Origin of the sequence: Streptomyces roseicoloratus (assembly GCF_004117935.1) — a bacterium.
In the GTDB taxonomy this organism is placed as follows: domain Bacteria; phylum Actinomycetota; class Actinomycetes; order Streptomycetales; family Streptomycetaceae; genus Streptomyces; species Streptomyces roseicoloratus.
The window spans coordinates 24,870-45,194 of the sequence record NZ_SDOY01000181.1 but is presented as its reverse complement, the minus strand read 5'-3'; the positions used below and the strand labels follow the sequence as shown (position 1 = coordinate 45,194).

General features: G+C 74.1%; 23 protein-coding genes. 20 read left to right on the top strand and 3 right to left on the bottom strand.

Features of this window, described 5'->3' with window-relative positions:
- Nucleotides 1-117: 117 nt before the first annotated feature.
- Nucleotides 118-714, bottom strand: a complete 597-nt coding sequence (locus ESG85_RS34515; protein ID WP_246095577.1) for a class I SAM-dependent methyltransferase — start codon at nucleotides 712-714, stop codon at nucleotides 118-120.
- Between the two features lie 196 nt (nucleotides 715-910).
- On the opposite strand from ESG85_RS34515, the gene ESG85_RS34510 reads away from it, so the two are divergent.
- The 9 genes from ESG85_RS34510 (at nucleotide 911) to ESG85_RS34470 (ending at nucleotide 10,248) form a co-directional block, all read left to right on the top strand.
- Nucleotides 911-1,663, top strand: coding sequence for a hypothetical protein (locus tag ESG85_RS34510; protein ID WP_128985113.1), 753 nt, complete (start codon nucleotides 911-913; stop codon nucleotides 1,661-1,663).
- A gap of 196 nt (nucleotides 1,664-1,859) precedes the next feature.
- Nucleotides 1,860-3,707, top strand: a complete 1,848-nt coding sequence (gene glmS / locus ESG85_RS34505; protein ID WP_128985112.1) for a glutamine--fructose-6-phosphate transaminase (isomerizing) — start codon at nucleotides 1,860-1,862, stop codon at nucleotides 3,705-3,707.
- 143 nt (nucleotides 3,708-3,850) lie between these two features.
- Nucleotides 3,851-4,219 (top strand): holo-ACP synthase, encoded by a 369-nt coding sequence (locus ESG85_RS34500; RefSeq protein ID WP_128985111.1) that lies wholly within the window; start codon nucleotides 3,851-3,853, stop codon nucleotides 4,217-4,219.
- 3 nt (nucleotides 4,220-4,222) lie between these two features.
- Nucleotides 4,223-5,665, top strand: coding sequence for an NAD(P)H-hydrate dehydratase (locus ESG85_RS34495; protein ID WP_128985110.1), 1,443 nt, complete (start codon nucleotides 4,223-4,225; stop codon nucleotides 5,663-5,665).
- Nucleotides 5,666-6,050: 385 nt separating this feature from the next.
- Nucleotides 6,051-6,800 carry a L,D-transpeptidase family protein gene (locus ESG85_RS34490; RefSeq protein WP_309548524.1) on the top strand — a complete coding sequence of 250 codons (750 nt, stop codon included), beginning with the start codon at nucleotides 6,051-6,053 and terminating at the stop codon, nucleotides 6,798-6,800.
- A gap of 36 nt (nucleotides 6,801-6,836) precedes the next feature.
- Nucleotides 6,837-7,985 (top strand): alanine racemase, encoded by a 1,149-nt coding sequence (gene alr, locus ESG85_RS34485; protein WP_128985109.1) that lies wholly within the window; start codon nucleotides 6,837-6,839, stop codon nucleotides 7,983-7,985.
- 19 nt (nucleotides 7,986-8,004) lie between these two features.
- Complete coding sequence (locus ESG85_RS34480; protein ID WP_128985108.1) at nucleotides 8,005-9,378, top strand: alpha/beta fold hydrolase; 1,374 nt, start codon at nucleotides 8,005-8,007, stop codon at nucleotides 9,376-9,378.
- Nucleotides 9,379-9,388: 10 nt separating this feature from the next.
- A complete protein-coding gene (gene tsaE / locus ESG85_RS34475) occupies nucleotides 9,389-9,880 on the top strand; it encodes a tRNA (adenosine(37)-N6)-threonylcarbamoyltransferase complex ATPase subunit type 1 TsaE (protein WP_128985107.1) in 492 nt (163 codons plus the stop codon).
- Nucleotides 9,881-10,041: 161 nt separating this feature from the next.
- Complete coding sequence (locus tag ESG85_RS34470) at nucleotides 10,042-10,248, top strand: hypothetical protein (RefSeq protein WP_128985106.1); 207 nt, start codon at nucleotides 10,042-10,044, stop codon at nucleotides 10,246-10,248.
- Nucleotides 10,249-10,411: 163 nt separating this feature from the next.
- Here ESG85_RS34470 and ESG85_RS34465 read toward each other — a convergent pair whose 3' ends face one another.
- Complete coding sequence (locus tag ESG85_RS34465; RefSeq protein WP_246095575.1) at nucleotides 10,412-10,981, bottom strand: hypothetical protein; 570 nt, start codon at nucleotides 10,979-10,981, stop codon at nucleotides 10,412-10,414.
- A 129-nt stretch (nucleotides 10,982-11,110) separates the two neighbouring features.
- Here ESG85_RS34465 and tsaB point away from each other — a divergent pair, with 129 nt between their 5' ends.
- From tsaB to ESG85_RS34420, 8 genes are all read left to right on the top strand, one after another.
- Nucleotides 11,111-11,830 (top strand): tRNA (adenosine(37)-N6)-threonylcarbamoyltransferase complex dimerization subunit type 1 TsaB, encoded by a 720-nt coding sequence (gene tsaB, locus ESG85_RS34460; RefSeq protein WP_128985105.1) that lies wholly within the window; start codon nucleotides 11,111-11,113, stop codon nucleotides 11,828-11,830.
- Nucleotides 11,831-11,859: 29 nt separating this feature from the next.
- Nucleotides 11,860-12,345 (top strand): ribosomal protein S18-alanine N-acetyltransferase, encoded by a 486-nt coding sequence (gene rimI / locus ESG85_RS34455; RefSeq protein ID WP_181019195.1) that lies wholly within the window; start codon nucleotides 11,860-11,862, stop codon nucleotides 12,343-12,345.
- Nucleotides 12,335-13,444, top strand: coding sequence for a tRNA (adenosine(37)-N6)-threonylcarbamoyltransferase complex transferase subunit TsaD (gene tsaD, locus ESG85_RS34450; RefSeq protein WP_128985104.1), 1,110 nt, complete (start codon nucleotides 12,335-12,337; stop codon nucleotides 13,442-13,444). Before rimI ends, tsaD begins: the two co-directional genes overlap by 11 nt.
- Complete coding sequence (locus ESG85_RS34445; RefSeq protein ID WP_246095573.1) at nucleotides 13,441-13,701, top strand: hypothetical protein; 261 nt, start codon at nucleotides 13,441-13,443, stop codon at nucleotides 13,699-13,701. Before tsaD ends, ESG85_RS34445 begins: the two co-directional genes overlap by 4 nt.
- A gap of 46 nt (nucleotides 13,702-13,747) precedes the next feature.
- On the top strand, nucleotides 13,748-14,614 hold the full coding sequence (locus tag ESG85_RS34440) for a polysaccharide deacetylase family protein (protein WP_128985103.1): 867 nt from the start codon (nucleotides 13,748-13,750) through the stop codon (nucleotides 14,612-14,614).
- A 174-nt stretch (nucleotides 14,615-14,788) separates the two neighbouring features.
- A complete protein-coding gene (locus tag ESG85_RS34430) occupies nucleotides 14,789-15,154 on the top strand; it encodes a YciI family protein (protein WP_128985102.1) in 366 nt (121 codons plus the stop codon).
- A gap of 207 nt (nucleotides 15,155-15,361) precedes the next feature.
- Nucleotides 15,362-16,585: an RNA polymerase sigma factor gene (locus ESG85_RS34425; RefSeq protein ID WP_128985146.1), complete on the top strand. Its 1,224-nt coding sequence runs from the start codon at nucleotides 15,362-15,364 to the stop codon at nucleotides 16,583-16,585.
- A gap of 66 nt (nucleotides 16,586-16,651) precedes the next feature.
- Nucleotides 16,652-17,344, top strand: a complete 693-nt coding sequence (locus ESG85_RS34420; protein WP_128985101.1) for a hypothetical protein — start codon at nucleotides 16,652-16,654, stop codon at nucleotides 17,342-17,344.
- Here ESG85_RS34420 and ESG85_RS34415 read toward each other — a convergent pair.
- Nucleotides 17,289-18,473 (bottom strand): THUMP-like domain-containing protein, encoded by a 1,185-nt coding sequence (locus tag ESG85_RS34415; protein WP_128985100.1) that lies wholly within the window; start codon nucleotides 18,471-18,473, stop codon nucleotides 17,289-17,291. The two genes, ESG85_RS34420 and ESG85_RS34415, sit on opposite strands and share 56 nt — an antisense overlap.
- Nucleotides 18,474-18,627: 154 nt before the next feature.
- Here ESG85_RS34415 and ESG85_RS34410 point away from each other — a divergent pair, with 154 nt between their 5' ends.
- The 3 genes from ESG85_RS34410 (at nucleotide 18,628) to groES (ending at nucleotide 20,249) form a co-directional block, all read left to right on the top strand.
- The gene (locus ESG85_RS34410; RefSeq protein WP_128985099.1) at nucleotides 18,628-19,554 is read left to right on the top strand and encodes a polysaccharide deacetylase family protein; all 927 of its coding nucleotides are present in this window, start codon (nucleotides 18,628-18,630) and stop codon (nucleotides 19,552-19,554) included.
- Nucleotides 19,551-19,766 (top strand): hypothetical protein, encoded by a 216-nt coding sequence (locus ESG85_RS36515; protein WP_128985098.1) that lies wholly within the window; start codon nucleotides 19,551-19,553, stop codon nucleotides 19,764-19,766. The genes ESG85_RS34410 and ESG85_RS36515 overlap by 4 nt, the downstream gene beginning before the upstream one ends.
- Before the next feature lie 174 nt (nucleotides 19,767-19,940).
- Nucleotides 19,941-20,249 (top strand): co-chaperone GroES, encoded by a 309-nt coding sequence (groES, locus tag ESG85_RS34400; protein ID WP_020132158.1) that lies wholly within the window; start codon nucleotides 19,941-19,943, stop codon nucleotides 20,247-20,249.
- Nucleotides 20,250-20,325 lie beyond the last annotated feature (76 nt).

Below are 20,325 nucleotides of genomic sequence, written 5' to 3'. Positions count from 1 at the left end.
TTGTCGTGGCTGAGCGGCGGTCGTGGGGGACCGGGGGTGGTGGGGTGGGTCACGTGGCGCGGGCGCCGGGTCCGCCCGCGCGCGACGACCGCGGCGGAACGCCGGGGGTTGCCCGCCTCAGGGGGCGATCCTGCCCACCAGGACGAACTCGTTGTACGGGAAGACCTTGCCGACCGGCCGGGAGAACGGGAACGAGTAGGTGCGCTCGACGGTCAGTCCGGCCTTCTCGGCGTGTGCACGCAGCCCGTCGAAGTCGACGAACCGCACATGGGTGGCGTCGGTCTTGTAGCCGGCCTCCTGCGGGCAGATCAGGACGACCGAGCCGCCCGGCTTCACCAGCGGCAGGTACTGCTCCAGGATCGTGTTCCCGAGGGTCTCGTCCATGTGCTCCAGGACGTGCGCGCAGAGCAGGCTGTCGAAGGACCCGGGGCCGCAGTCCGGGGCCTCGGCGAGTTCGTCCGGTGTGTAGGCGGTCAGACCCCGGTCACGGCAGGTCGCGACGGAGGTCTCGTTGTGGTCGACGCCGACGCTGTCCGGTCCGCAGTTCAGGAGGTTCCGGCCGAGACCGCAGCCGACGTCGAGGACCCGGCCGAGACCGAGCCGCTTCAGGTTCCACCGGTACGGGGCCTGAGTGGGCAGCAGCCTCTTGATCCCCGAGTTCTCCAGCCGCGCAAGCCGCCGGGTGTAGTCGGAGGACTCCGTACCGGACATCATCGACCGCCTTCTCTTGCCCGTGTGTGGTCCTGAGTGCCGCACCGGGCGCACCGCCTGATGTGATCAGATCCACAGGCTAGGGCATGCCCCGGAAGGCGACAACGTCCCTGTTTGCGGCGGGTAATTCGATGATCGGCGGGTGGCTCCGGCGCATAGGGTGCTCACAGATTCGCGTCGAGCAGAGAGTTTCGAACCCATGGCCATCACCGTCCTTCGCCGTACCGCGGCCGCCGCCGCGGTCACCTCCCTCGCCCTCCTCCTCACCGCCTGCGGTGGCGAGGAGAAGAAGAAGGAGGACACCGGCAAGGCGGACGCGTCCGCGTCGGCCGCGGCGAAGCCGGACGTCAAGGCGCTCTCCGCCGCCGAACTGGACAAGCTCGTCGTCGAGCAGGCGGACCTCACGGGCTACCAGGTCCAGAAGGCCAAGGCCGGTCAGGTCCTGAACGCCGGCGACGTCAGCGCCGACAAGGCCGTGTGCGAGCCGCTGGCCGAGGCCTTCGCCACCGCCGCGCCCGGCACCCCGGGCGCCAGCGCCCAGCGCAAGGCGATCCAGGTCCCCGACAAGAAGACCGGCTCCGTCGACGACGCCCTCGGCGCCCTCGCCGCGCCCATCACGTCCGTGACCCTCGGGTCGTACGCGGGGGAGGGCGCCCAGCAGGCCTTCGCCGCCCTCAAGACCGCCGGCACCGACTGCGCGGGCGGCTTCACCGTCCACGGCGGCGGCAGCAAGAGCACGGTCTCCAAGGTCACCCCGGAGACCGTGACCGCCGGTGACGAGGCCCTGGCCTGGACCGTCACCAGCGAGAACGAGGGCGAGACCTTCGTCACCAAGCTCGTCGTCTTCCGCAAGGGCAACAACCTGGCCGGCTTCTCGACCCTGAGCCTGGGCGGCGAGGTCAATGAACTGCCGACGGCCGTCATCGACGCGCAGGCCGCCAAGCTGCGCTGATCCACCCCGCCTCCGGCCGGGTGCACGCCCCGGTGCACGGGCGGGGCATGGGCAGGGCACAGGCAAGGCACGCACGGGCACGGCACGGGCAAGGCACGGGCACGGCACGGGCAAGGTGCCGGGAGAGCACGGACATGCCGCGGCCGAGCCGATCCGAGTCCGGCCGGTCCGGGGTGTTCGGCCGTAGGCTGCCGCCATGTGCGGAATCGTGGGATACGTCGGCGGGCAGTCGGCGCTCGATGTGGTGATCGCAGGCCTCAAGCGGCTCGAGTACCGCGGCTACGACTCGGCCGGGGTCGCGGTGCTCTCCGACGGCGGCCTCGCCGCGGCCAAGAAGGCCGGCAAGCTCGTCAACCTGGAGAAGGAGCTGGTGGACCGGCCGCTGTCGAGCGGCTCCACCGGCATCGGACACACCCGGTGGGCCACCCACGGCGGCCCCACCGACGCCAACGCGCATCCGCACCTCGACAACGCGGGCCGCGTCGCCGTCGTCCACAACGGCATCATCGAGAACTTCGCCGCCCTCAGGACCGAACTGGCCGAGCGCGGCCACGACCTGCTGTCCGAGACGGACACCGAGGTCGTGGCCCATCTGCTCGCCGAGGAGTTCTCCTCCGTCGGCGACCTCGCCGAGGCCATGCGGCTCGTGTGCCGGCGCCTCGACGGCGCCTTCACGCTCGTCGCCGTCCACGCCGACCAGCCCGACGTCGTCGTCGGCGCCCGCCGCAACTCGCCGCTCGTCGTCGGCGTCGGCGAGGGCGAGAACTTCCTCGCCTCCGACGTCTCCGCCTTCATCGCCCACACCCGCTCGGCCATCGAACTCGGCCAGGACCAGGTCGTGGAGCTCACCCGCGAGGGCGTCACGGTCACCGACTTCGACGGCGCCCCCGCCGACGTACGGGCGTACCACGTCGACTGGGACGCCTCCGCCGCCGAGAAGGGCGGCTACGACTACTTCATGCTCAAGGAGATCGCCGAGCAGCCCAAGGCGGTCGCCGACACCCTCCTCGGCCGGATCGGCGCCGACGGCCACCTCCGCCTCGACGAGGTGCGCATCCCCGACGCCGTGCTCCGCGAGGCCGACAAGATCGTCATCATCGCGTGCGGCACCGCGTTCCACGCCGGGCTCATCGCCAAGTACGCGATCGAGCACTGGACCCGCATCCCCTGCGAGGTCGAGCTCGCCAGCGAGTTCCGCTACCGCGACCCGATCCTCGGCCAGCGGACCCTCGTCATCGCCATCTCCCAGTCCGGCGAGACCATGGACACCCTGATGGCGCTGCGGCACGCCCGCGAGCAGGGCGCCAAGGTCCTCGCCGTGTGCAACACCAACGGCTCGACCATCCCGCGCGAGTCCGACGCCGTGCTCTACACCCACGCCGGGCCCGAGGTCGCCGTCGCGTCCACCAAGGCCTTCCTGACCCAGCTCGTCGCCTGCTACCTGCTCGCGCTGTACCTCGGGCAGGTGCGCGGCACCAAGTGGGGCGACGAGATCCACGCCGTGGTCCGCGAGCTGGCGAGGATCGGCGACGAGGTCGAGCGGGTCCTGGACACCATGGAGCCGGTACGGGCCCTGGCCCGCTCCCTCGCCGACAAGGACACCGTGCTGTTCCTCGGCCGGCACGTCGGCTACCCGGTCGCCCTGGAGGGCGCGCTCAAGCTCAAGGAACTCGCCTACATGCACGCCGAGGGCTTCGCGGCGGGCGAGCTCAAGCACGGGCCGATCGCCCTGATCGAGGAGGACCTGCCGGTCGTCGTGGTCGTCCCCTCGCCGCGCGGCCGGTCCGTCCTCCACGACAAGATCGTCTCCAACATCCAGGAGATCCGGGCGCGCGGCGCGCGGACCATCGTGATCGCGGAGGAGGGCGACGAGGCGGTCGTCCCGTACGCCGACCACCTCATCCGCGTCCCCGCCACGCCCACGCTGCTCCAGCCGCTGGTCTCCACCGTGCCGCTGCAGGTCTTCGCCTGCGAACTGGCGACGGCCCGGGGCAACGAGGTGGACCAGCCGCGCAACCTGGCCAAGTCCGTGACGGTGGAGTGAGCGGACGAGCGGGGCGGCGAGCAGTGAGGCAGTGGGGCGGCGAGGCAGTCGGGCGGCGGGGCAGTCGGGCGGCGAGACAGTCGGGCGGCGGGGCAGTGAGACGGCGAGCGGGGCAGTGAGCGAGCGAGTGAGGCAGTGAACGGATGATCATCGGGGTGGGGATCGACGTGGCGGAGATCGACCGCTTCGCCGCGTCGCTGGAACGGACACCGGGGCTGCTGCAGCGCCTCTTCGTCGAGCGCGAACTGCTGCTGCCCAGCGGCGAGCGGCGCGGGCCCGCCTCCCTCGCGGTGCGGTTCGCCGCGAAGGAGGCGCTGGCCAAGGCCCTCGGCGCGCCCGGCAACCTGCACTGGACCGATGCCGAGGTGTACGTCGAGGACAGCGGGCAGCCACGGCTGCGGGTCCGGGGCACGGTCGCCGCACGGGCCGCCGAACTCGGCGTCAAGCACTGGCACGTGTCCCTCAGTCACGACGCGGGAGTGGCGTCGGCGGTGGTGATCGCGGAGGGTTGACCCATGCGTACCGCTCATCGTGTGGAGACCGTACGGGCCGCCGAGGCCGAGCTGATGGCCCGGTTGCCGGAGGGCGCCCTGATGCAGCGGGCCGCGGCCGGACTCGCCGCCGCCTGCTGCTCGCTGCTCGGCCGCGGCCGGGTGTACGGGGCGCGGGTCGTCGTCCTCGCCGGCAGCGGCGACAACGGCGGTGACGCCCTCCACGCCGGCGCCCGGCTCGCCCGGCGCGGCGCCGGGGTCACCGCGGTGCTGCTCGGCTCCCGGGCGCACGAGGCGGGCCTGGCCGCGCTGAGGGCGGCGGGCGGGCGGATCGCGGACGACCCGTACGACGTGCTGGCCGCCGCCGATCTGGTCCTGGACGGGATCACCGGGATCGGCGGGCGGGGCGGGCTGCGGCCCGAGGCGGTGCCGGTGGCCCGGGCGGCGCGCGGATCGGACGCGGTCGTCGTCGCCGTCGACCTGCCGAGCGGCGTCGACGCCGACACCGGGGAGGTCGCGGGCGAGGCGCTGCGCGCCGACGCGACGATCACCTTCGGCACGTACAAGCCGGGGCTCCTCGTCGACCCGGGACGGGAGTACGCGGGCGCGCTCCGGCTCGTCGACATCGGGCTCGGCCTGCCGGGCGCGCCCGACCTGGAGGCGCTGCAGCACGAGGACGTGGCGCGGCTGCTGCCCGAGCCGGCGGCGGAGAGCGACAAGTACCGGCGCGGGGTCGTCGGCCTGGTCGCCGGCTCCGCCCGCTATCCCGGCGCCGCGGTCCTCGCGGTCGCCGGGGCGCTGCGCGGCGGGGCCGGCGCCGTGCGGTACGTCGGGCCCGCCGCCGACGCGGTCGTCGCCGCCCACCCGGAGACGCTGGTGCACAGCGGGCCGCCGGACAAGGCGGGCCGGGTCCAGGCCTGGGTCGTCGGGCCCGGTCTCGGCGAGGGCCCCGGCAGCGGTCTGGCCGTCGACCAGGTCCTCGCCTCCGAGGTGCCGGTCCTCGTCGACGCGGACGGGCTGCGCGCCCTGACCCCCGAGAAGGTCCGCGCCCGCGCCGCGCCCACCCTGCTCACCCCGCACGCGGGCGAGGCGGCGGCACTGCTCGGCACGGCCCGCGAGGACGTCGAGGCGGGCCGGCTCGCGGCGGTCCGCGAACTGGCGGAGCGATACGGCGCGACGGTGCTCCTGAAGGGCTCCACGACGCTGGTCTGCGGTCCGGGCGGCACGGGCCCGGTCCGGGTGAACCCGACGGGCACGCCCTGGCTCGCGACGGCCGGCAGCGGCGACGTCCTCTCCGGCCTGGCCGGTTCCCTCCTGGCCGCCGGCCTGCTCCCCGCCGACGCCCTCTCGGCCGCCGCCTACCTCCACGGCCTGGCGGCCCGCCGCGCCTCCGGCGGCACGTCCCCGATCACCGCGACCGACGTCGCGACGGCCTTGCCGGAGGCGTGGCACGACGTGGTGTCGTGAGACCGCGCACGACGGGGTGTCGTGCGACCGCCGGGGCGGGGCGGGGCGCCGCTGAACCGCCCGGGTCCCTGCCCCTCCGCCCCCGCCCGGGCGAAAGCGTTGCTCCGCTCGTGGCGCAGCGCAGGCGGACGCCGCAGCGGCGGCGTGGGATGGGCGCGTGAACACCACCATCCGATCCCGATCCCGATCCCGATCCCGATCCCGATCCCGAGCCCGGTCCCGGCGCCGCGGGTGCCTGGCCGCCGCGCTCCTCGCCACCGTCCTCGTCCCCGCCCTGCCCGCCCCCGCGGTCTCCGCCCCCGCGCCCCCCGCGGTCCCGACAGCCCCTGCCGACGCCGACGCCGACGCCGACGCCGGCGCGCCCCGGCCCGGAGAGGAGGTGCTCGTGCCCGGGATCGCCGGGGCGGGGCGGGCCGAGTACCCGATGGACACGCCCGACCAGGTGCTGCCGCCCGAGCGGACCGAAGGAGGGGTGCCGACGCCCGTGCCCGTGCCGGAGGAGGAGGTCGACGAACTCGTCGAGTACCTGCCGCGCAGCGCCGTCGGCGCCGCCTGCACCGCCGCGGCCGGGCCCCACCAGCAGCGCGTCGAACGGCTGCTCAAGCTCCCCGTGGACGGCCGTCAGTCCACCGCCGACTGCGAGGCCATCCGCGCGTTCCAGCAGCGCGAGAAGATCAAGCCGGCCAACGGCTACGCCGGCCCCGTCACCTGGTCCCGCGCCGAACTGCTCGCCGCCCGCCGGGACCCCAACGCCGCCGGGCGGTGCCCCGTCATGACGTACACCGTCGCCTGCGTCGACCTCACCCGCGAGCTGATGTGGGTGCAGAAGGGGACGAAGGTCACGTTCGACGTGGTCAACATCCGCAGCGGCCGGCCCGGCTACCGCACCCGGACCGGCTGGCACACCGTCTACTGGCGCAACAAGGACCACTGGTCCTCCCTCTACGACACGCCCATGCCCTTCGCCCAGTTCTTCGACGGCGGCCAGGCCTTCCACGGCGTCTACGGCCAGATCGCCACGCCCACCGGAAGCCGGGGCTGCGTGAACCTGTCGTACGCCCACGCCGAGAAGCTCTGGAACGTGCTGCGCCAGGACGACCACGTCTACGTCTTCGGCAGCCGCCCCGAGGCCTGACGGCCCCCGCGCCCGGCACCTGAGAGACTGGGCGCGATGACTCAGACAGCACCACACCGCCGAGCCCGCGCCGAGATCGACCTCGGCGCGCTCCGGGCGAACGTCCGCACGCTGCGTGCCCGCGTCGCGCCGCACGTCCAGATGATGGCCGTGGTCAAGGCCGACGCGTACGGTCACGGCGCCGTGCGCTGCGCCCGCGCCGCGCTGGACGCCGGGGCGACCTGGCTCGGTACGGCCACGCCGCACGAGGCGCTGGCGCTGCGCGCGGCCGGGCTGCGCGAGGCCCGGATCATGTGCTGGCTGTGGACGCCCGGCGACCCGTGGGCCGAGGGCATCGAGGCCGGCCTCGACATGTCGGTGAGCGGGACGTGGGCGCTCCGGGAGGTCACCGAGGCCGCCCAGGCGGTCGGCCGCCCCGCGCGCGTCCAGCTGAAGGCCGACACCGGCCTCGGCCGCAACGGCTGCCAGCCCGCCGACTGGCCCGAACTCGTCACCGAGGCGCTCAAGGCCGAGGCCCAGGGGCTGGTCAGGGTCACCGGCCTGTGGTCGCACTTCGCCTGCGCCGACGAGCCCGGCCACCCGTCCATCCCGGCCCAGCTGGACGTCTTCCGCACGATGCTCGACCACGCGGAGAAGGCCGGTGTCCGGCCCGAGGTGCGGCACATCGCGAACTCGCCGGCCACCCTCACGCTCCCCGAGGCGCACTTCGACCTGGTCAGGCCCGGCATCGCGATGTACGGCGTGTCGCCGGACCCGGCGGTCGGCACCTCCGCCGAGCTGGGACTGCGACCCGTGATGTCGCTCAAGGCGAGCGTCGCGCTGGTCAAGCGGGTGCCGGGCGGGCACGGCGTCTCGTACGGGCACCACTACGTCACGCCCGGCGAGACCACCCTCGGCCTGATCCCGCTCGGCTACGCGGACGGCGTCCCGCGCCACGCCTCCGGCCGCGGGCCGGTGCTGGTCGGCGACCGGGTCCGTACGGTGGCCGGGCGGGTCGCCATGGACCAGTTCGTCGTCGACCTCGACGGCGACCTGCCCGAGGCCGGCACGGAGGCCGTGCTGTTCGGGCCCGGCGACCGCGGCGAGCCGACGGCGCAGGACTGGGCCGTGGCCGCCGACACCATCGCGTACGAGATCGTCACCCGGATCGGCGCGCGCGTCCCGCGCGTCTACGTGGGGGAGTAGCCGAGGGGAGGAGGGCGCCGTGGGCGAGGACACCTGGCGGCGTGCGGGCTGGGCCGGTGCCGCGATAGGCGTGCTCGCCGCCGGCGCGGCGGCCGGCGTCGCCGTCGAGCGGCTGACGGTGGGCCGTTCGGTCCGGGAGAAGGCGCGGCTCGCACTCGACGCCGAGGGCCCGTACGGCGCCCTGCGCGGCACACCGGGGCGCGCGGTCGCCGACGACGGGACGACGCTTTACTACGAGGTCGACGAGGTCGACGGGGCCGGCGGGGTGGGCGGGCCCGCCCGGGGCGACGAGGTAGACGAGGTCGACGGGGTCGGCGGGGCCGGCGAGGTGGGCGGGTCCGTCCGGGGCGACGAGGTCGGCGGGGTCGGCGGGGCCGCCCGGGGCGACGGGGTCCGCCCGGCCGCGGCCGCGGCGAAGGCCTCCGCTGCCGCGCCGAAGCACCCCGCCGCCGGGCGGCCCGCGGTGCCTCCCGAGGCCGTCGCCTCCCGCAGGCGTCGGCTCTTCGGGCGCAAGACGCCCGCGCCGGTCACCGTCGTCTTCAGCCACGGCTACTGCCTCTCCCAGGACTCCTGGCACTTCCAGCGCGCCGCGCTGCGCGGCCTGGTCCGCACCGTCCACTGGGACCAGCGCAGCCACGGCCGCTCCGGGCGCGGGCCCGACGGCGTGACCGTCTCCATCGACCGGCTGGGCCGCGACCTCAAGGCGGTGCTCGACGCCGCCGCGCCCGAGGGCCCGCTGGTCCTGATCGGGCACTCCATGGGCGGGATGACGATCATGGCGCTCGCCGACCGCTTCCCGGAGTTCGTCCGCGAGCGGGTCGTCGGCGTCGGCTTCGTGGGCACGTCCTCGGGAAGGCTCGGGGAGGTCACCTACGGGCTGCCGACGGCCGGCGTCAACGCGGTGCGCCGGGTCCTCCCGGGCGTGCTGCGGGCGCTCGGCTCGCAGGCCGAGCTGGTGGAGCGGGGCCGGCGGGCCACCGCGGACCTGTTCGCCGGGCTGATCAAGAAGTACTCGTTCTCGTCGAAGGACGTGGACCCGGCGGTCGCCCGGTTCGCGGAACGGATGATCGAGTCGACGCCGATCGACGTCGTCGCGGAGTTCTATCCGGCCTTCGCCGAGCACGACAAGGCGGCCGCCCTGGTCGCCTTCCTCGAGATCCCCGGGCTCGCCCTGGCCGGCGACCACGACCTGGTCACGCCCAGCTCGCACACCGAGGCCATCGCGCGTCTGCTGCCGGACGCGGAGCTGGTCATCGTGCCCGACGCCGGCCACCTCGTGATGCTGGAGCATCCCGAGGCCGTCACCGACCGGATCGCCGACCTGCTCGTCCGGGCGGGCGCGGTGCCGCACCCGCAGACGGCGGGTTCCGGCCGGGGCCGCGACGGCGGATAGGTTGGCGGGCATGGACACACCGCACAACCAGGCCACCGTCGAGGTCGACTCGCCCGAGCGGATGCAGGAGCTCGGCCGCCGCCTCGCGAAGCTGCTCCGTCCCGGCGACCTCGTGATGCTCACCGGTGAGCTCGGCGCCGGCAAGACCACCCTGACCCGCGGCCTCGGAGAGGGCCTGGGCGTCCGGGGCGCGGTCACCTCGCCGACCTTCGTGATCGCCCGCGTCCACCCGTCCCTGGTCGGCGGCCCGGCGCTGGTGCACGTCGACGCGTACCGGCTCGGCGGCGGTCTCGACGAGATGGAGGACCTGGACCTCGACGTGTCGCTGCCCGATTCGGTGGTGGTGGTCGAGTGGGGCGACGGCAAGGTCGAGGAGCTGACCGACGACCGGCTGCACGTCCTGATCCACCGCGTGGTCGGCGACACGGACGACGACCGGCGCACCGTCGTGCTCAACGGGATCGGCGGCCGGTGGGCGGGCGAGGAGCTCGCGCTGGTCTGAGGGCGCGCGGCGCGTGCGCGGGCGTGTGGGCGCCGTGTGGGCGCCGCGTATATCCGTAGGTTCCGACAACGTGTCGGCAAAATGTTGCGCGGGTACTCCGAACCGTGGTCACATGGAGGCGCACGGACTGGTTAGGTGTACCTAACCTACGGGAGGCAGGCATGGCGACGGCGGAGCGCGCGGCACGTACGGCGGACACGGTCCCGGACGCCGCCGCGGACACGGTCTCGATGCGCGACCTGCTGGCCTCCTGCGCCGCGGCGAGCGCCGTTTCGACCCCGCCGCGCAGGCCGCGCACCGCGGCGACGGGCGCGCCGGACGACGAGCACGGGGCGACGCCCCGGTTCGTCCGCGACCAGGCCGCCTGAGGCCGGCGGCGGCCCCGACCGCCCGCCGTGTCCCGATGAGCACGCCGCCCTGACGAGACGCCGTCCGGACGAGATGCCGCGGTGGCGAGACGCCCCCTGATGAGACGCCGTCCTTACGGCGAGACGCTGCCTGGCGAGACGACGCCGTCACGAGCCGACGTCCTTACGAGACGACGACGACCTTCGAGCCGATCGACGCGAAGCGCCACATCGCGTCGCCGTCCGCGCGCTTCATGCGGATGCCGCCGGTGCGCTTCGTCGGGTCCGGGGTCGGCGTCGTGCCGTCCACCGCCGCGCTGAAGCCGATCGTCACGTCCTGCACCGTCGCGAACCGCACCACGTGCTCGATCTGCGTGCCGTCCGAGCCGCGCACCGCGCCGGAGCGCGAGGTCACCGCGTAGCTGCCGGGCGGCGGCGAGACGGTGCTGGGCATCACCGAGAAGGTGTGCGTGACCTGGTTCTTCGCGTCGACCAGCCACACCCGGCGGTCCTTCAGCGCGTACACCACGCGCTCTCCCGTGCCGGAGCTCACGGGCAGTGCCAGCGTGTCCTTCTGCGGCTTCGCCGGCTGTCCGCTCGGCGCCGCCGACGGCGCCGTGCTCGTCTGCGACGGCCGCGCCGCGAGATCGGCCGGCGACGGCGCGGTGGCCGAGGCCTGATAGGCGAGGAAGCCGATCACGGCGACGGCCGCCGCGGTGAGCCCGGCCACGAATCCCGAGCTGCTCCTTGCCACCGTGCGCCCACCTTCTGTCGTACCTATCTACCTACGTATCGGTGCCCGACCGTAGCAGCCGTCCCGGGCCCCGGGCGGGGCGCCGCCCGGCGGACACGCCCCACCGCTCCGGCGCCGTAGGCTGTTCGCGTGCTCTTGCTCGCCATGGATACCGCCACACCCGCCGTCACCGTCGCCCTGCACGACGGAGAGAACGTCGTCGCGCAGTCGAGCCAGGTCGACGCCCGCCGGCACGGGGAGCTGCTGCTGCCCGCCGTCGACCGGGTCCTGAAGGAGGCCGGGCTGGCGCTCGACAAGGTGACCGGACTCGTGGTCGGCGTCGGCCCCGGCCCGTACACCGGTCTGCGCGTCGGCCTCGTCACGGCCGCCACCTTCGCCTCCGCGCTGGGCGTTCCGGTGCACGGCCTGTGCACGCTCGACGGCCTCGCCTACGCCGCCGGGCTCGACGAGCCGTTCGCCGTCGCCACGGACGCGCGGCGCAAGGAGGTCTACTGGGCGCGGTACGAGAACTCCCGTACGCGCGTCTCGGAGGCCTCCGTCGACCGGCCCGCCGACATCGCCGAGCGGCTCGCCGGGCTGCCGGTGGTGGGCGCGGGCGCCCGGCTCTACCCGGAGGCGTTCCCGGACGCCCGGGAGCCCGAGCACCAGTCGGCCGCCGCGCTCGCCGCCCTCGCGGCCGAGAAGCTGGCCGCCGGCGCCGGCGCCGGCACCGGCGACACGGAGACCGGCGCGGGCACGGAGGCCGGCACCGGCGGCGTCGTGCCCGGCTTCCTCGAACCGCTGCCCATGTACCTGCGCCGCCCCGACGCCCAGGTGCCGAAGAACTACAAGGTGGTCACCCCGAAGTGACCGCCGTGACCCAGGCAGTGCTGCGCGGGATGCGCTGGTGGGACATCGCGCCCGTGCTCGCGCTCGAAGCGGAGCTGTTCCCCGAGGACGCCTGGTCCGAGGGCATGTTCTGGTCGGAGCTCGCGCACGCCCGCGGGCCGCGCGCCACCCGCCACTACGTCGTCGCCGAGGACCCGGCCGACGGGCGGCTCGTCGGCTACGCCGGGCTCGCCGCCGCCGGCGGACTCGGCGACGTGCAGACCATCGCCGTCGCCCGCGACCAGTGGGGCACCGGCCTCGGCGCCCGGCTGCTCACCGACCTCCTCCAGGCCGCCACGGCCTTCGAGTGCGAGGAGGTGCTGCTCGAGGTGCGGGTGGACAACACCCGGGCCCAGAAGCTGTACGAGCGCTTCGGCTTCGAGCCCATCGGCTTCCGCCGCGGCTACTACCAGCCCGGCAACGTGGACGCGCTCGTGATGCGACACACCGTTCAAGCGACTGAGACTGAAACTGAGACTGATTCCGATGGCTGCTGACGAACCGCTCGTGCTCGGCATCGAGACCTCCTGCGACGAGACCGGTGTCGGCATCGTCCACGGCACCACCCTGCTCGCCGACGCCGTCGCCTCGAGCGTCGACACCCACGCCCGCTTCGGCGGCGTCGTGCCCGAGATCGCCTCCCGCGCGCACCTGGAGGCGATGGTCCCGACGATCGAACGCGCCCTGAAGCAGGCCGGGGTGTCCGCGCGCGACCTGGACGGCATCGCCGTCACCGCCGGGCCCGGCCTGGCGGGCGCGCTGCTCGTCGGCGTCTCCGCCGCCAAGGCGTACGCGTACGCGCTCGGCAAGCCGCTGTACGGCGTCAACCACCTGGCCTCGCACATCTGCGTCGACCAGCTGGAGCACGGCCGGCTGCCCGAGCCGACGATGGCCCTGCTGGTCTCCGGCGGCCACTCCTCGCTGCTGCTGTCCAGCGACATCACCTCCGACGTGCGGCCCATGGGCGCGACCATCGACGACGCGGCCGGCGAGGCCTTCGACAAGATCGCCCGGGTGCTCGACCTCGGCTTCCCCGGCGGCCCGGTCATCGACCGGCTCGCGAAGGAGGGCGACCCGGCGGCGATCGCCTTCCCACGCGGACTGACGGGCGCCAAGGACCCGGCGTACGACTTCTCCTTCTCCGGTCTGAAGACCGCGGTGGCCCGCTGGATCGAGGCCAGGCGGAACGCGGGCGAGGAGGTGCCGGTACGGGACGTCGCCGCGTCCTTCCAGGAGGCGGTCGTCGACGTGCTGACCCGCAAGGCCGTCCGGGCGTGCAAGGACGAGGGCGTCGACCACCTGATGATCGGCGGGGGCGTGGCCGCGAACTCGCGGCTGCGGGCCCTCGCCGAGGAGCGCTGCGAGCGGGCCGGCATCCGGCTGCGGGTGCCGCGGCCGGGCCTGTGCACCGACAACGGCGCGATGGTCGCGGCGCTGGGCGCCGAGATGGTCGCCCGGGGGCGGGCCGCCTCCGACCTGGAGCTGTCGGCCGACTCCTCGCTGCCGGTGACCGAGTCGCACGTGCCGGGTGCGCACGCCCACGCGCACGATCACGACCACGTGCACGAGGTCAGCAAGGAGAACCTCTACTCGTGACGACGGTGACCCTCATGTGGGAGGCGCGGGCGGCCGAGGGCCGCGGCGCCGCACTCCTCGACTGGGCACGGGCACAGCCGCTCCCGGCCGAGCCGCTGCGCCGTGAGACCTTCCGCGCGCCGCAGGACCGGGTCCTCGTCCTCACCTGGTGGGAGACGGCGGACGGGCTCGACGCGGAGCTGCCGGAGCTGCCGGAGCCGGACACGGGCCTGATCACCCGTCCGGTCCACCGATGGCGCTTCGAATCAGTCGGATAGTCGTACCGAAGGCAACCTTTCGTTCGGAACGGGCATCCCACAGCGCGTGAAGAAGACCCTCGCGCTGTGGGCGGCGCTGACCGCCGTTGCTCTGTTCGCGACCGGCTGCACGTCGGCGGCGGACGCCGACACCCCCGACCGCACGGCCCCGCCGGCGGGCGCCGCGGCCCCCTCGGCGGCCCCTTCGGCGGGCGACAAGGCCCCGGAGGCCCCGTCGGCGGCCGACCAGCGGGCCGCCGCCTACCGCAAGTGGGGCCTGAAGCCCTTCGCCGAGCCGCCCGCGCCGCCCGCGAAGAAGCCGCTGACCCGGGCGGCCGGCGGCCCCGTCCCGGTCATCAGCGACATCCCCACCGACGAGAAGATCGTCTTCATCACGATCGACGACGGCGCCGAGAAGGACCCCGGGTTCGTCGCGATGATGCGGGACCTCAAGGTGCCGGTGACGATGTTCCTCACCGACTCCGCGATCCGCGGCGACTACGCGTACTTCGAGCCGCTCGTCGGCCAGGGCCACGGCGTCGCCAACCACACCCTCACCCATCCCAACCTGCGCACCCTCTCCCAGGAGGCCCAGCGCCGGGAGATCTGCGGTCAGCAGGAGAAGCTGGCGCAGCGCTACGGCGAGCGCCCGCGGCTGCTCCGCCCGCCGTACGGCAACTGGAACGAGGCCACGCGCGCGGCGGCGAAGGAGTGCGGCGTGGACGCGATCGTGCTGTGGCGCGAGTCCATGCAGATCCAGAACATGCAGTACCAGCGCGGCGACCGGAAGCTCCACCCCGGCGACATCATCCTGGCCCACTTCCGCGGCCCGTCGGAGCTCAAGGGCACCACGATGACCGAGATGACGGCCAACCTCCTCCGCCACATCCAGGAACAGGGCTTCACGGTGGCCCGCCTGGAGGACTACGTCTGATTCCCGTGGGTCCCGTGGGCCCGTGGGCCCGTGGCCCCGTAGGTCCTGTGGGTCCCGTGGTTCCCGTGGGTCCCGGAAGAATCTTCCGGCGGGGTGTCGATGCGGGGCCCGCCCGTTCGACGTATGAGTGGAAGGCGGGGAACGGCCCCGCCACCCGCACCCCGAGGAGTCACCATGCCCCGCTTCCTCTCCCTCGTCCGCATCGAGGAGAACACCATCGACATGGAGTCCGCCGACCCCGGCTTCGAGGAGCGCATGGGCGCGCTGTTCGAGGAGATCACCAAGGCGGGCGCCATGGTGGACACGGCCGGGCTCCGGCCGACCGCCGAGGCGACCAGGATCACCTGGTCCGACGGGAGGATCTCGTACACCGACGGCCCCTTCACCGAGACCAAGGAGGTCGTCGGCGGCTACGCCATGCTCCAGTGCAAGGACATGGCCGAGGCCGTCGAGTGGGGGAAGCGCTTCCTCGAGGTCCACCCGAAGCAGTGGAAGGTCGGCCTGGAGGTCCGCGAGGTCGAGGAGATGCCGGCCGACTGAGCCGGGCCCGGCCGGACGGACCCGGCCGTCCGTGCGCGGCCGAGGCGGTGAGGGCCGGTCCGCCGGCCGGGTCCGGTCCGGCGCGGTCCGGTCGGGTCCGGCGCGGTCCGGTCCGGCGCGTTGTCGGTGCCCTGTGCTGTCATGTGAGGTGTGACGGCACAGACCCGCGGCGGCACGGTCGAGGAGACGGTGGAGACGGTCTTCCGGATGGAGTCCGCCCGTGTCGTCGCCACCGTGGCCAGGATCGTCCGGGACGTCGGCATCGCCGAGGAGATCGCCCAGGACGCGCTCGTGGCCGCCCTGGAGCAGTGGCCGCGTGACGGAGTCCCCGAGCGGCCCGGAGCGTGGCTGACCGCCACCGCCAGGCACCGGGCGGTCGACCTCGTGCGCCGCCGCGAGACCTACGCCCGCAAGCTCGCCGAGGCGGGCCGGGAGCTCACGGAGGCGTCGTACGACCCGGAGCCCTCCGGCCCCGGCGACATCGACGACGACGTGCTGCGGCTCGTCTTCACCGTCTGCCACCCGGTGCTGTCCGCCGCCGCCCGGACGGCGCTGAGCCTGCGCCTCGTCGGCGGGCTGCGCACGGACGAGATCGCCCGCGCCTTCCTCGTACCGGAGGCGACGATGGCCCAGCGGATCGTGCGCGCCAAACGCACGCTGGCGAGGGCGGGAGTGGCCTTCGAGGTCCCGTACGGCGCCGACCGGGCCGCGCGCCTCGGCTCCGTCCTCGAAGTCGTCTACCTCGTCTTCAACGAGGGGTACGCGGCCACCGCGGGCGACGACCTGCTGCGCCCGGCGCTCTGCGAGGACGCCCTGCGGCTCGCCCGGCAGCTCGCCGTGCTGATGCCGGAGGAGAGCGAGGTGCACGGGCTCGCCGCCCTCCTGGAGGTCCAGGCCTCCCGCACGGCGGCCCGCACGGGACCCGGCGGCGAGCCGGTGCTGCTCGCCGACCAGGACCGCTCCCGCTGGAACCGGCTGCTGATCCGGCGCGGCCTCGCCGCCCTGGAGCGGGCCGTGGCGCTGGGCGGCGCCGACGGGGCGTACGCCCTTCAGGCCGCGATCGCCGTCTGCCACGCCCGGGCGGCCGCCTACGAGGAGACGGACTGGGCCACCATCGCGGCGCTCTACGGACGGCTCGCCGCGGTCGCGCCCTCGCCGGTCGTCGAACTCAACCGGGCGGTCGCGGTGTCCATGGCCGAAGGACCGGCCGCGGGACTCGCGCTCGTCGACGCGCTCGCCGGCGCCGCGGGACCCGCCCTGGACCGCTACCACCTGCTGCCGGGCGTCCGAGGCGACCTCCTCGCCCGGCTGGGCCGCGCCGACGAGGCGCGAGCGGCGTTCGAGCGCGCGGCCGCACTCGCCCGCAACGAGCGGGAGCGGGACCTGCTGCGCCGCCGTGCGCGGGAACTCGGCCCGGAGACGGGGGAGTAGCGGACGGGAGGCGGGCGGAGGACCGGACGGCGGGGCGAAACGGACCGCTCGGTAGGGTTGCGGTCCATGTCGCCGCGCATACCCCTGCCTCCGCCGCCTCCGCCCGCCGAGATCCAGAACTGGCCCGACCGCGAGGCGCGGCTCGCCGACCGGGCGGTGGCGCTCGACGCGCTGGGGCGGCGGCTGCTCGGCGGTGGACGGCTCGCGCTCTTCCTGGGCTGCTTCCTGATGCTCCAGCTCGGCTGGGGCATGGTCGGCGTGCTGCTCACCTCGCTCGGCGGCGCGATCCTCGACCCCATCGCGCTGTTCATCGGCCTGGTCGTCGCGGCGTTCGGCCTGGGCGTGCTCGTGCCCGCGGTGTGGCTGACCGCGCGGTCCGTGCGGCAGGACCGGATCGTGCGCGAGCGGCTGGTGCGGTGGGCGGTCCTCGACCGGCACGGGCCCACGGACGCCCGGCTGCGGGCGCCCGCCCTCAGCGTCACCTGGATGCTGCTGTCCGCCGCGATGTGCGGCATCGGCCTGTGGATGGGCTTCGCCGTCCCGGCCGGCACGTCCCGGGAGGCCGGCGGCATCGGCCTGGACGACGGCTCCGGCCTCGTCGCGTACGGCATGGGCGTCGCGCTCGTCTTCTGGATCAACGGCCTGATCGGCCTCACCAAGGCCGTCTCGCACTACCGCCTGGCGCTCCGGGTCACCGGCCCCGTCACCCGGCGGCAGGACCCCCGATCAGCATCGTCGGCGCCCCCGCGACCCGAGTGAGCAGCACCGTCGCCGAGTTGGGGCCCTTGGGCTTCACCCTGCGGCGGATCTCCTCGGGTTCGACCGCCGAGCCGCGCTTCTTCACCGTCAGCGTGCCGACCTCGCGTTCACGCAGCAGGGCCTTCAACTTCTTGAGGTTGAAGGGCAGTTCGTCGGTGATCTCGTAGGCGGAGGCGTACGGCGTGGGCCGCAGCTCGTCCGCCGTCACGTACGCGATGGTCTCGTCGATCAGCCCGCCGCCGAGCTGCTCGGCGACCTCGGCCACCAGATGCGCGCGGATCACGGCGCCGTCCGGCTCGTACAGATAGCGGCCGACGGGCCGGACCGCCGGGTCGGGCAGTCCGCGCCCGGTGAGCGACGCGCCGCCGGGCAGCAGCGTGGCGCGGCGCGCGCCCGGCTCGGTGCCGAACCACAGCACCGCCTCCTTCACGTCCCCGCCGTCCGAGATCCACTCCGCCTCGGCCTCCTCCGGCACCGCCTCGTGCGGAACGCCCGGCGCGATCTTCAGCGCCGCGTGCGGCGCCTTGCGGGCCGCCTCGACCGCCCAGGAGAGCGGCGGCGAGTACGCCTCCGGGTCGAAGATCCGGCCCCGGCCGCCGCGCCGCGCCGGGTCGACGAACACGGCGTCGTACGAGCCGGTGTCGATCTCCGTCACGTCGGCGCAGCGGACCTCGATCAGGTCCGCGAGGCCGAGTGCGGCGGCGTTGGCGCGGGCCGCCTCGGCGGTCACCGGGTCGCGGTCGACGGCGAGCACGGAGATCCCGGCCCGGGCCAGCGCGACGGCGTCGCCGCCGATGCCGGAGCACAGGTCGGCGACGGCACGCACGCCGAGCGCCCGCATCCGCTCGGCCCGGTGGGTCCCGACGCTCGCCCGCGTGGACTGCTCGACGCCGTGGGGCGTGAAGTACATCCGGTGGGCGTCCTCGGCGCCGAACTTCGCGACCGCGCGCTGCCGCAGCCGGGCCTGCCCGAGCGCCGCCGAGACGAGCTCGGCGGGGTGGTCGCGGCGCAGTCGCGAGGCGACCGCCAGCTCCTGGGCGGGGTCGTAGTCGCGCAGCGCGTCGAGGAGGGCCTGCCCCTCGGGGGCGAGCAGGGCGGAGAAGGCGGTGAGGTCGGTCACCCCTCCCATTCTGGCGGGTCGGGCGGGGACGGGGGTCCAGGGGGCCCGGCCCGTCCCCGTCGCCGCTCTGGTCCGGACGGGTGCGGGCCGGGTGGCTGACGGTGGGGCGCCGCCGGTGGTGTCGGCGGCCCGGAAGGGCGTGCCGCTGACAGGATGCGGCGCCATGCAGCTTGTCAGACAAAAAGAACAGAAGCCCCTGTTCCGGGGCGTACGGGCGGTCGGGGCCGCCCTGCTCGTCGGCGCGCTCGGCGCCGCCTGCGCCGGGCCCGCCGCGGAGGAGCGGCCCGCCCCGGCCAAGCCGGCCGCGGGCCAGCAGCCGCGCGTCGAGGGCGCGGCCGGCGCGCTCGACGCCTACGTCGACCGGGTCCGCAAGGCCCGCGCGGCCAGGGTCGCCGCGGCGAAGAAGTGGGGCCTGGCCCAGCCGCCGCTCGAAGCGCCCGAGCCGCCCAGGGTGAAGCCGAGGATCACCACCCGCAAGGGCTTCGAGACCAAGGGGGCGGGCCTGCCGCCGGTCTTCACGACCGTGCCGACCAAGCAGAAGGTCGTCTTCCTGACGATCGACGACGGCGCGGAGAAGGACCCCGAGCTGCTGCGGATGATGAGCGAGCTGAAGATCCCGTACAGCGCCTTCCTCAGCGACTACCTGGTGAAGGAGGACTACGGCTACTTCAAGAAGATGCAGGACGCCGGGGTGTCCCTGCACAACCACACCCTCACCCACCCCTACCTGCCCGGCCTCGACTACGACGACCAGAAGCGGCAGATCTGCGGGATGCAGGACATCATCCAGAAGCGCTTCGGCAAGCGGCCCGAGCTGCTCAGGCCGCCGTACGGCAACTACAACCAGGACACCCTGCGCGCCGCCAAGTCCTGCGGCGTCAAGGCGGTCCCGCTGTGGGCGGCCGAGGCCTTCCCCGACCACATGGAGTGGCGCGAGTGGGACCGGGACCTGCACCCCGGCGACATCATCCTCACCCACTTCCGCGGCAAGGAGGACTGGAAGGGCAGCATGCCGGACATGATCCGCCGGGTGATGAAGACGGTCACGTCCAAGGGGTACGCGGTCGCGAAGCTGGAGGACTACGTATGAGCCGGGCGCGCCGGCTGACCGCCGCGGTGGCCCTGGCCGGCGCGCTGCTCGCCGTCGTCCCGGGCTGCGCCCCCTCGGTCGACCCGATCGAACGGCTCGGCCGCAAGGCGGCGGAGAAGGTGAGTCCGCTCGTACGGAACCACAAGATCCGCCCGAGCGTTCCCCCTCACCGGGAGGCGGCGGCACCGGCCCGTCACGCCACGGGGTCGTGAATTGGCACTCCGCTTGACCGAGTGCTAATCGCGGTCATAGTCTCGGCTCTGGCACTCCCCGCAGGAGAGTGCCAACACAGCGACGGGCAGGTCCGGCACCCGCGACGACGGATCCACCTGGTCGCCACCTCAGACAGTTAACCCCGTGAGATCTCCGAAGGGGGAGGTCGGATCGTGACGACCACCAGCTCCAAGGTTGCCATCAAGCCGCTCGAGGACCGCATCGTGGTCCAGCCGCTCGACGCCGAGCAGACCACCGCCTCTGGCCTGGTCATCCCGGACACCGCGAAGGAGAAGCCCCAGGAGGGCGCCGTCCTCGCCGTGGGTCCGGGCCGCTTCGAGAACGGCGAGCGCCTGCCGCTCGACGTCAAGGTCGGCGACGTCGTGCTCTACAGCAAGTACGGCGGCACCGAGGTGAAGTACAACGGCGAGGAGTACCTCGTCCTCTCGGCTCGCGACGTCCTCGCGATCATCGAGAAGTAATTCGCCAAGGGCCTTCGAAGGCACCTGGACAGATGCTTTGAGCTGCGCCCCTGACCCCCTGGTTTTCCGCGGGCGT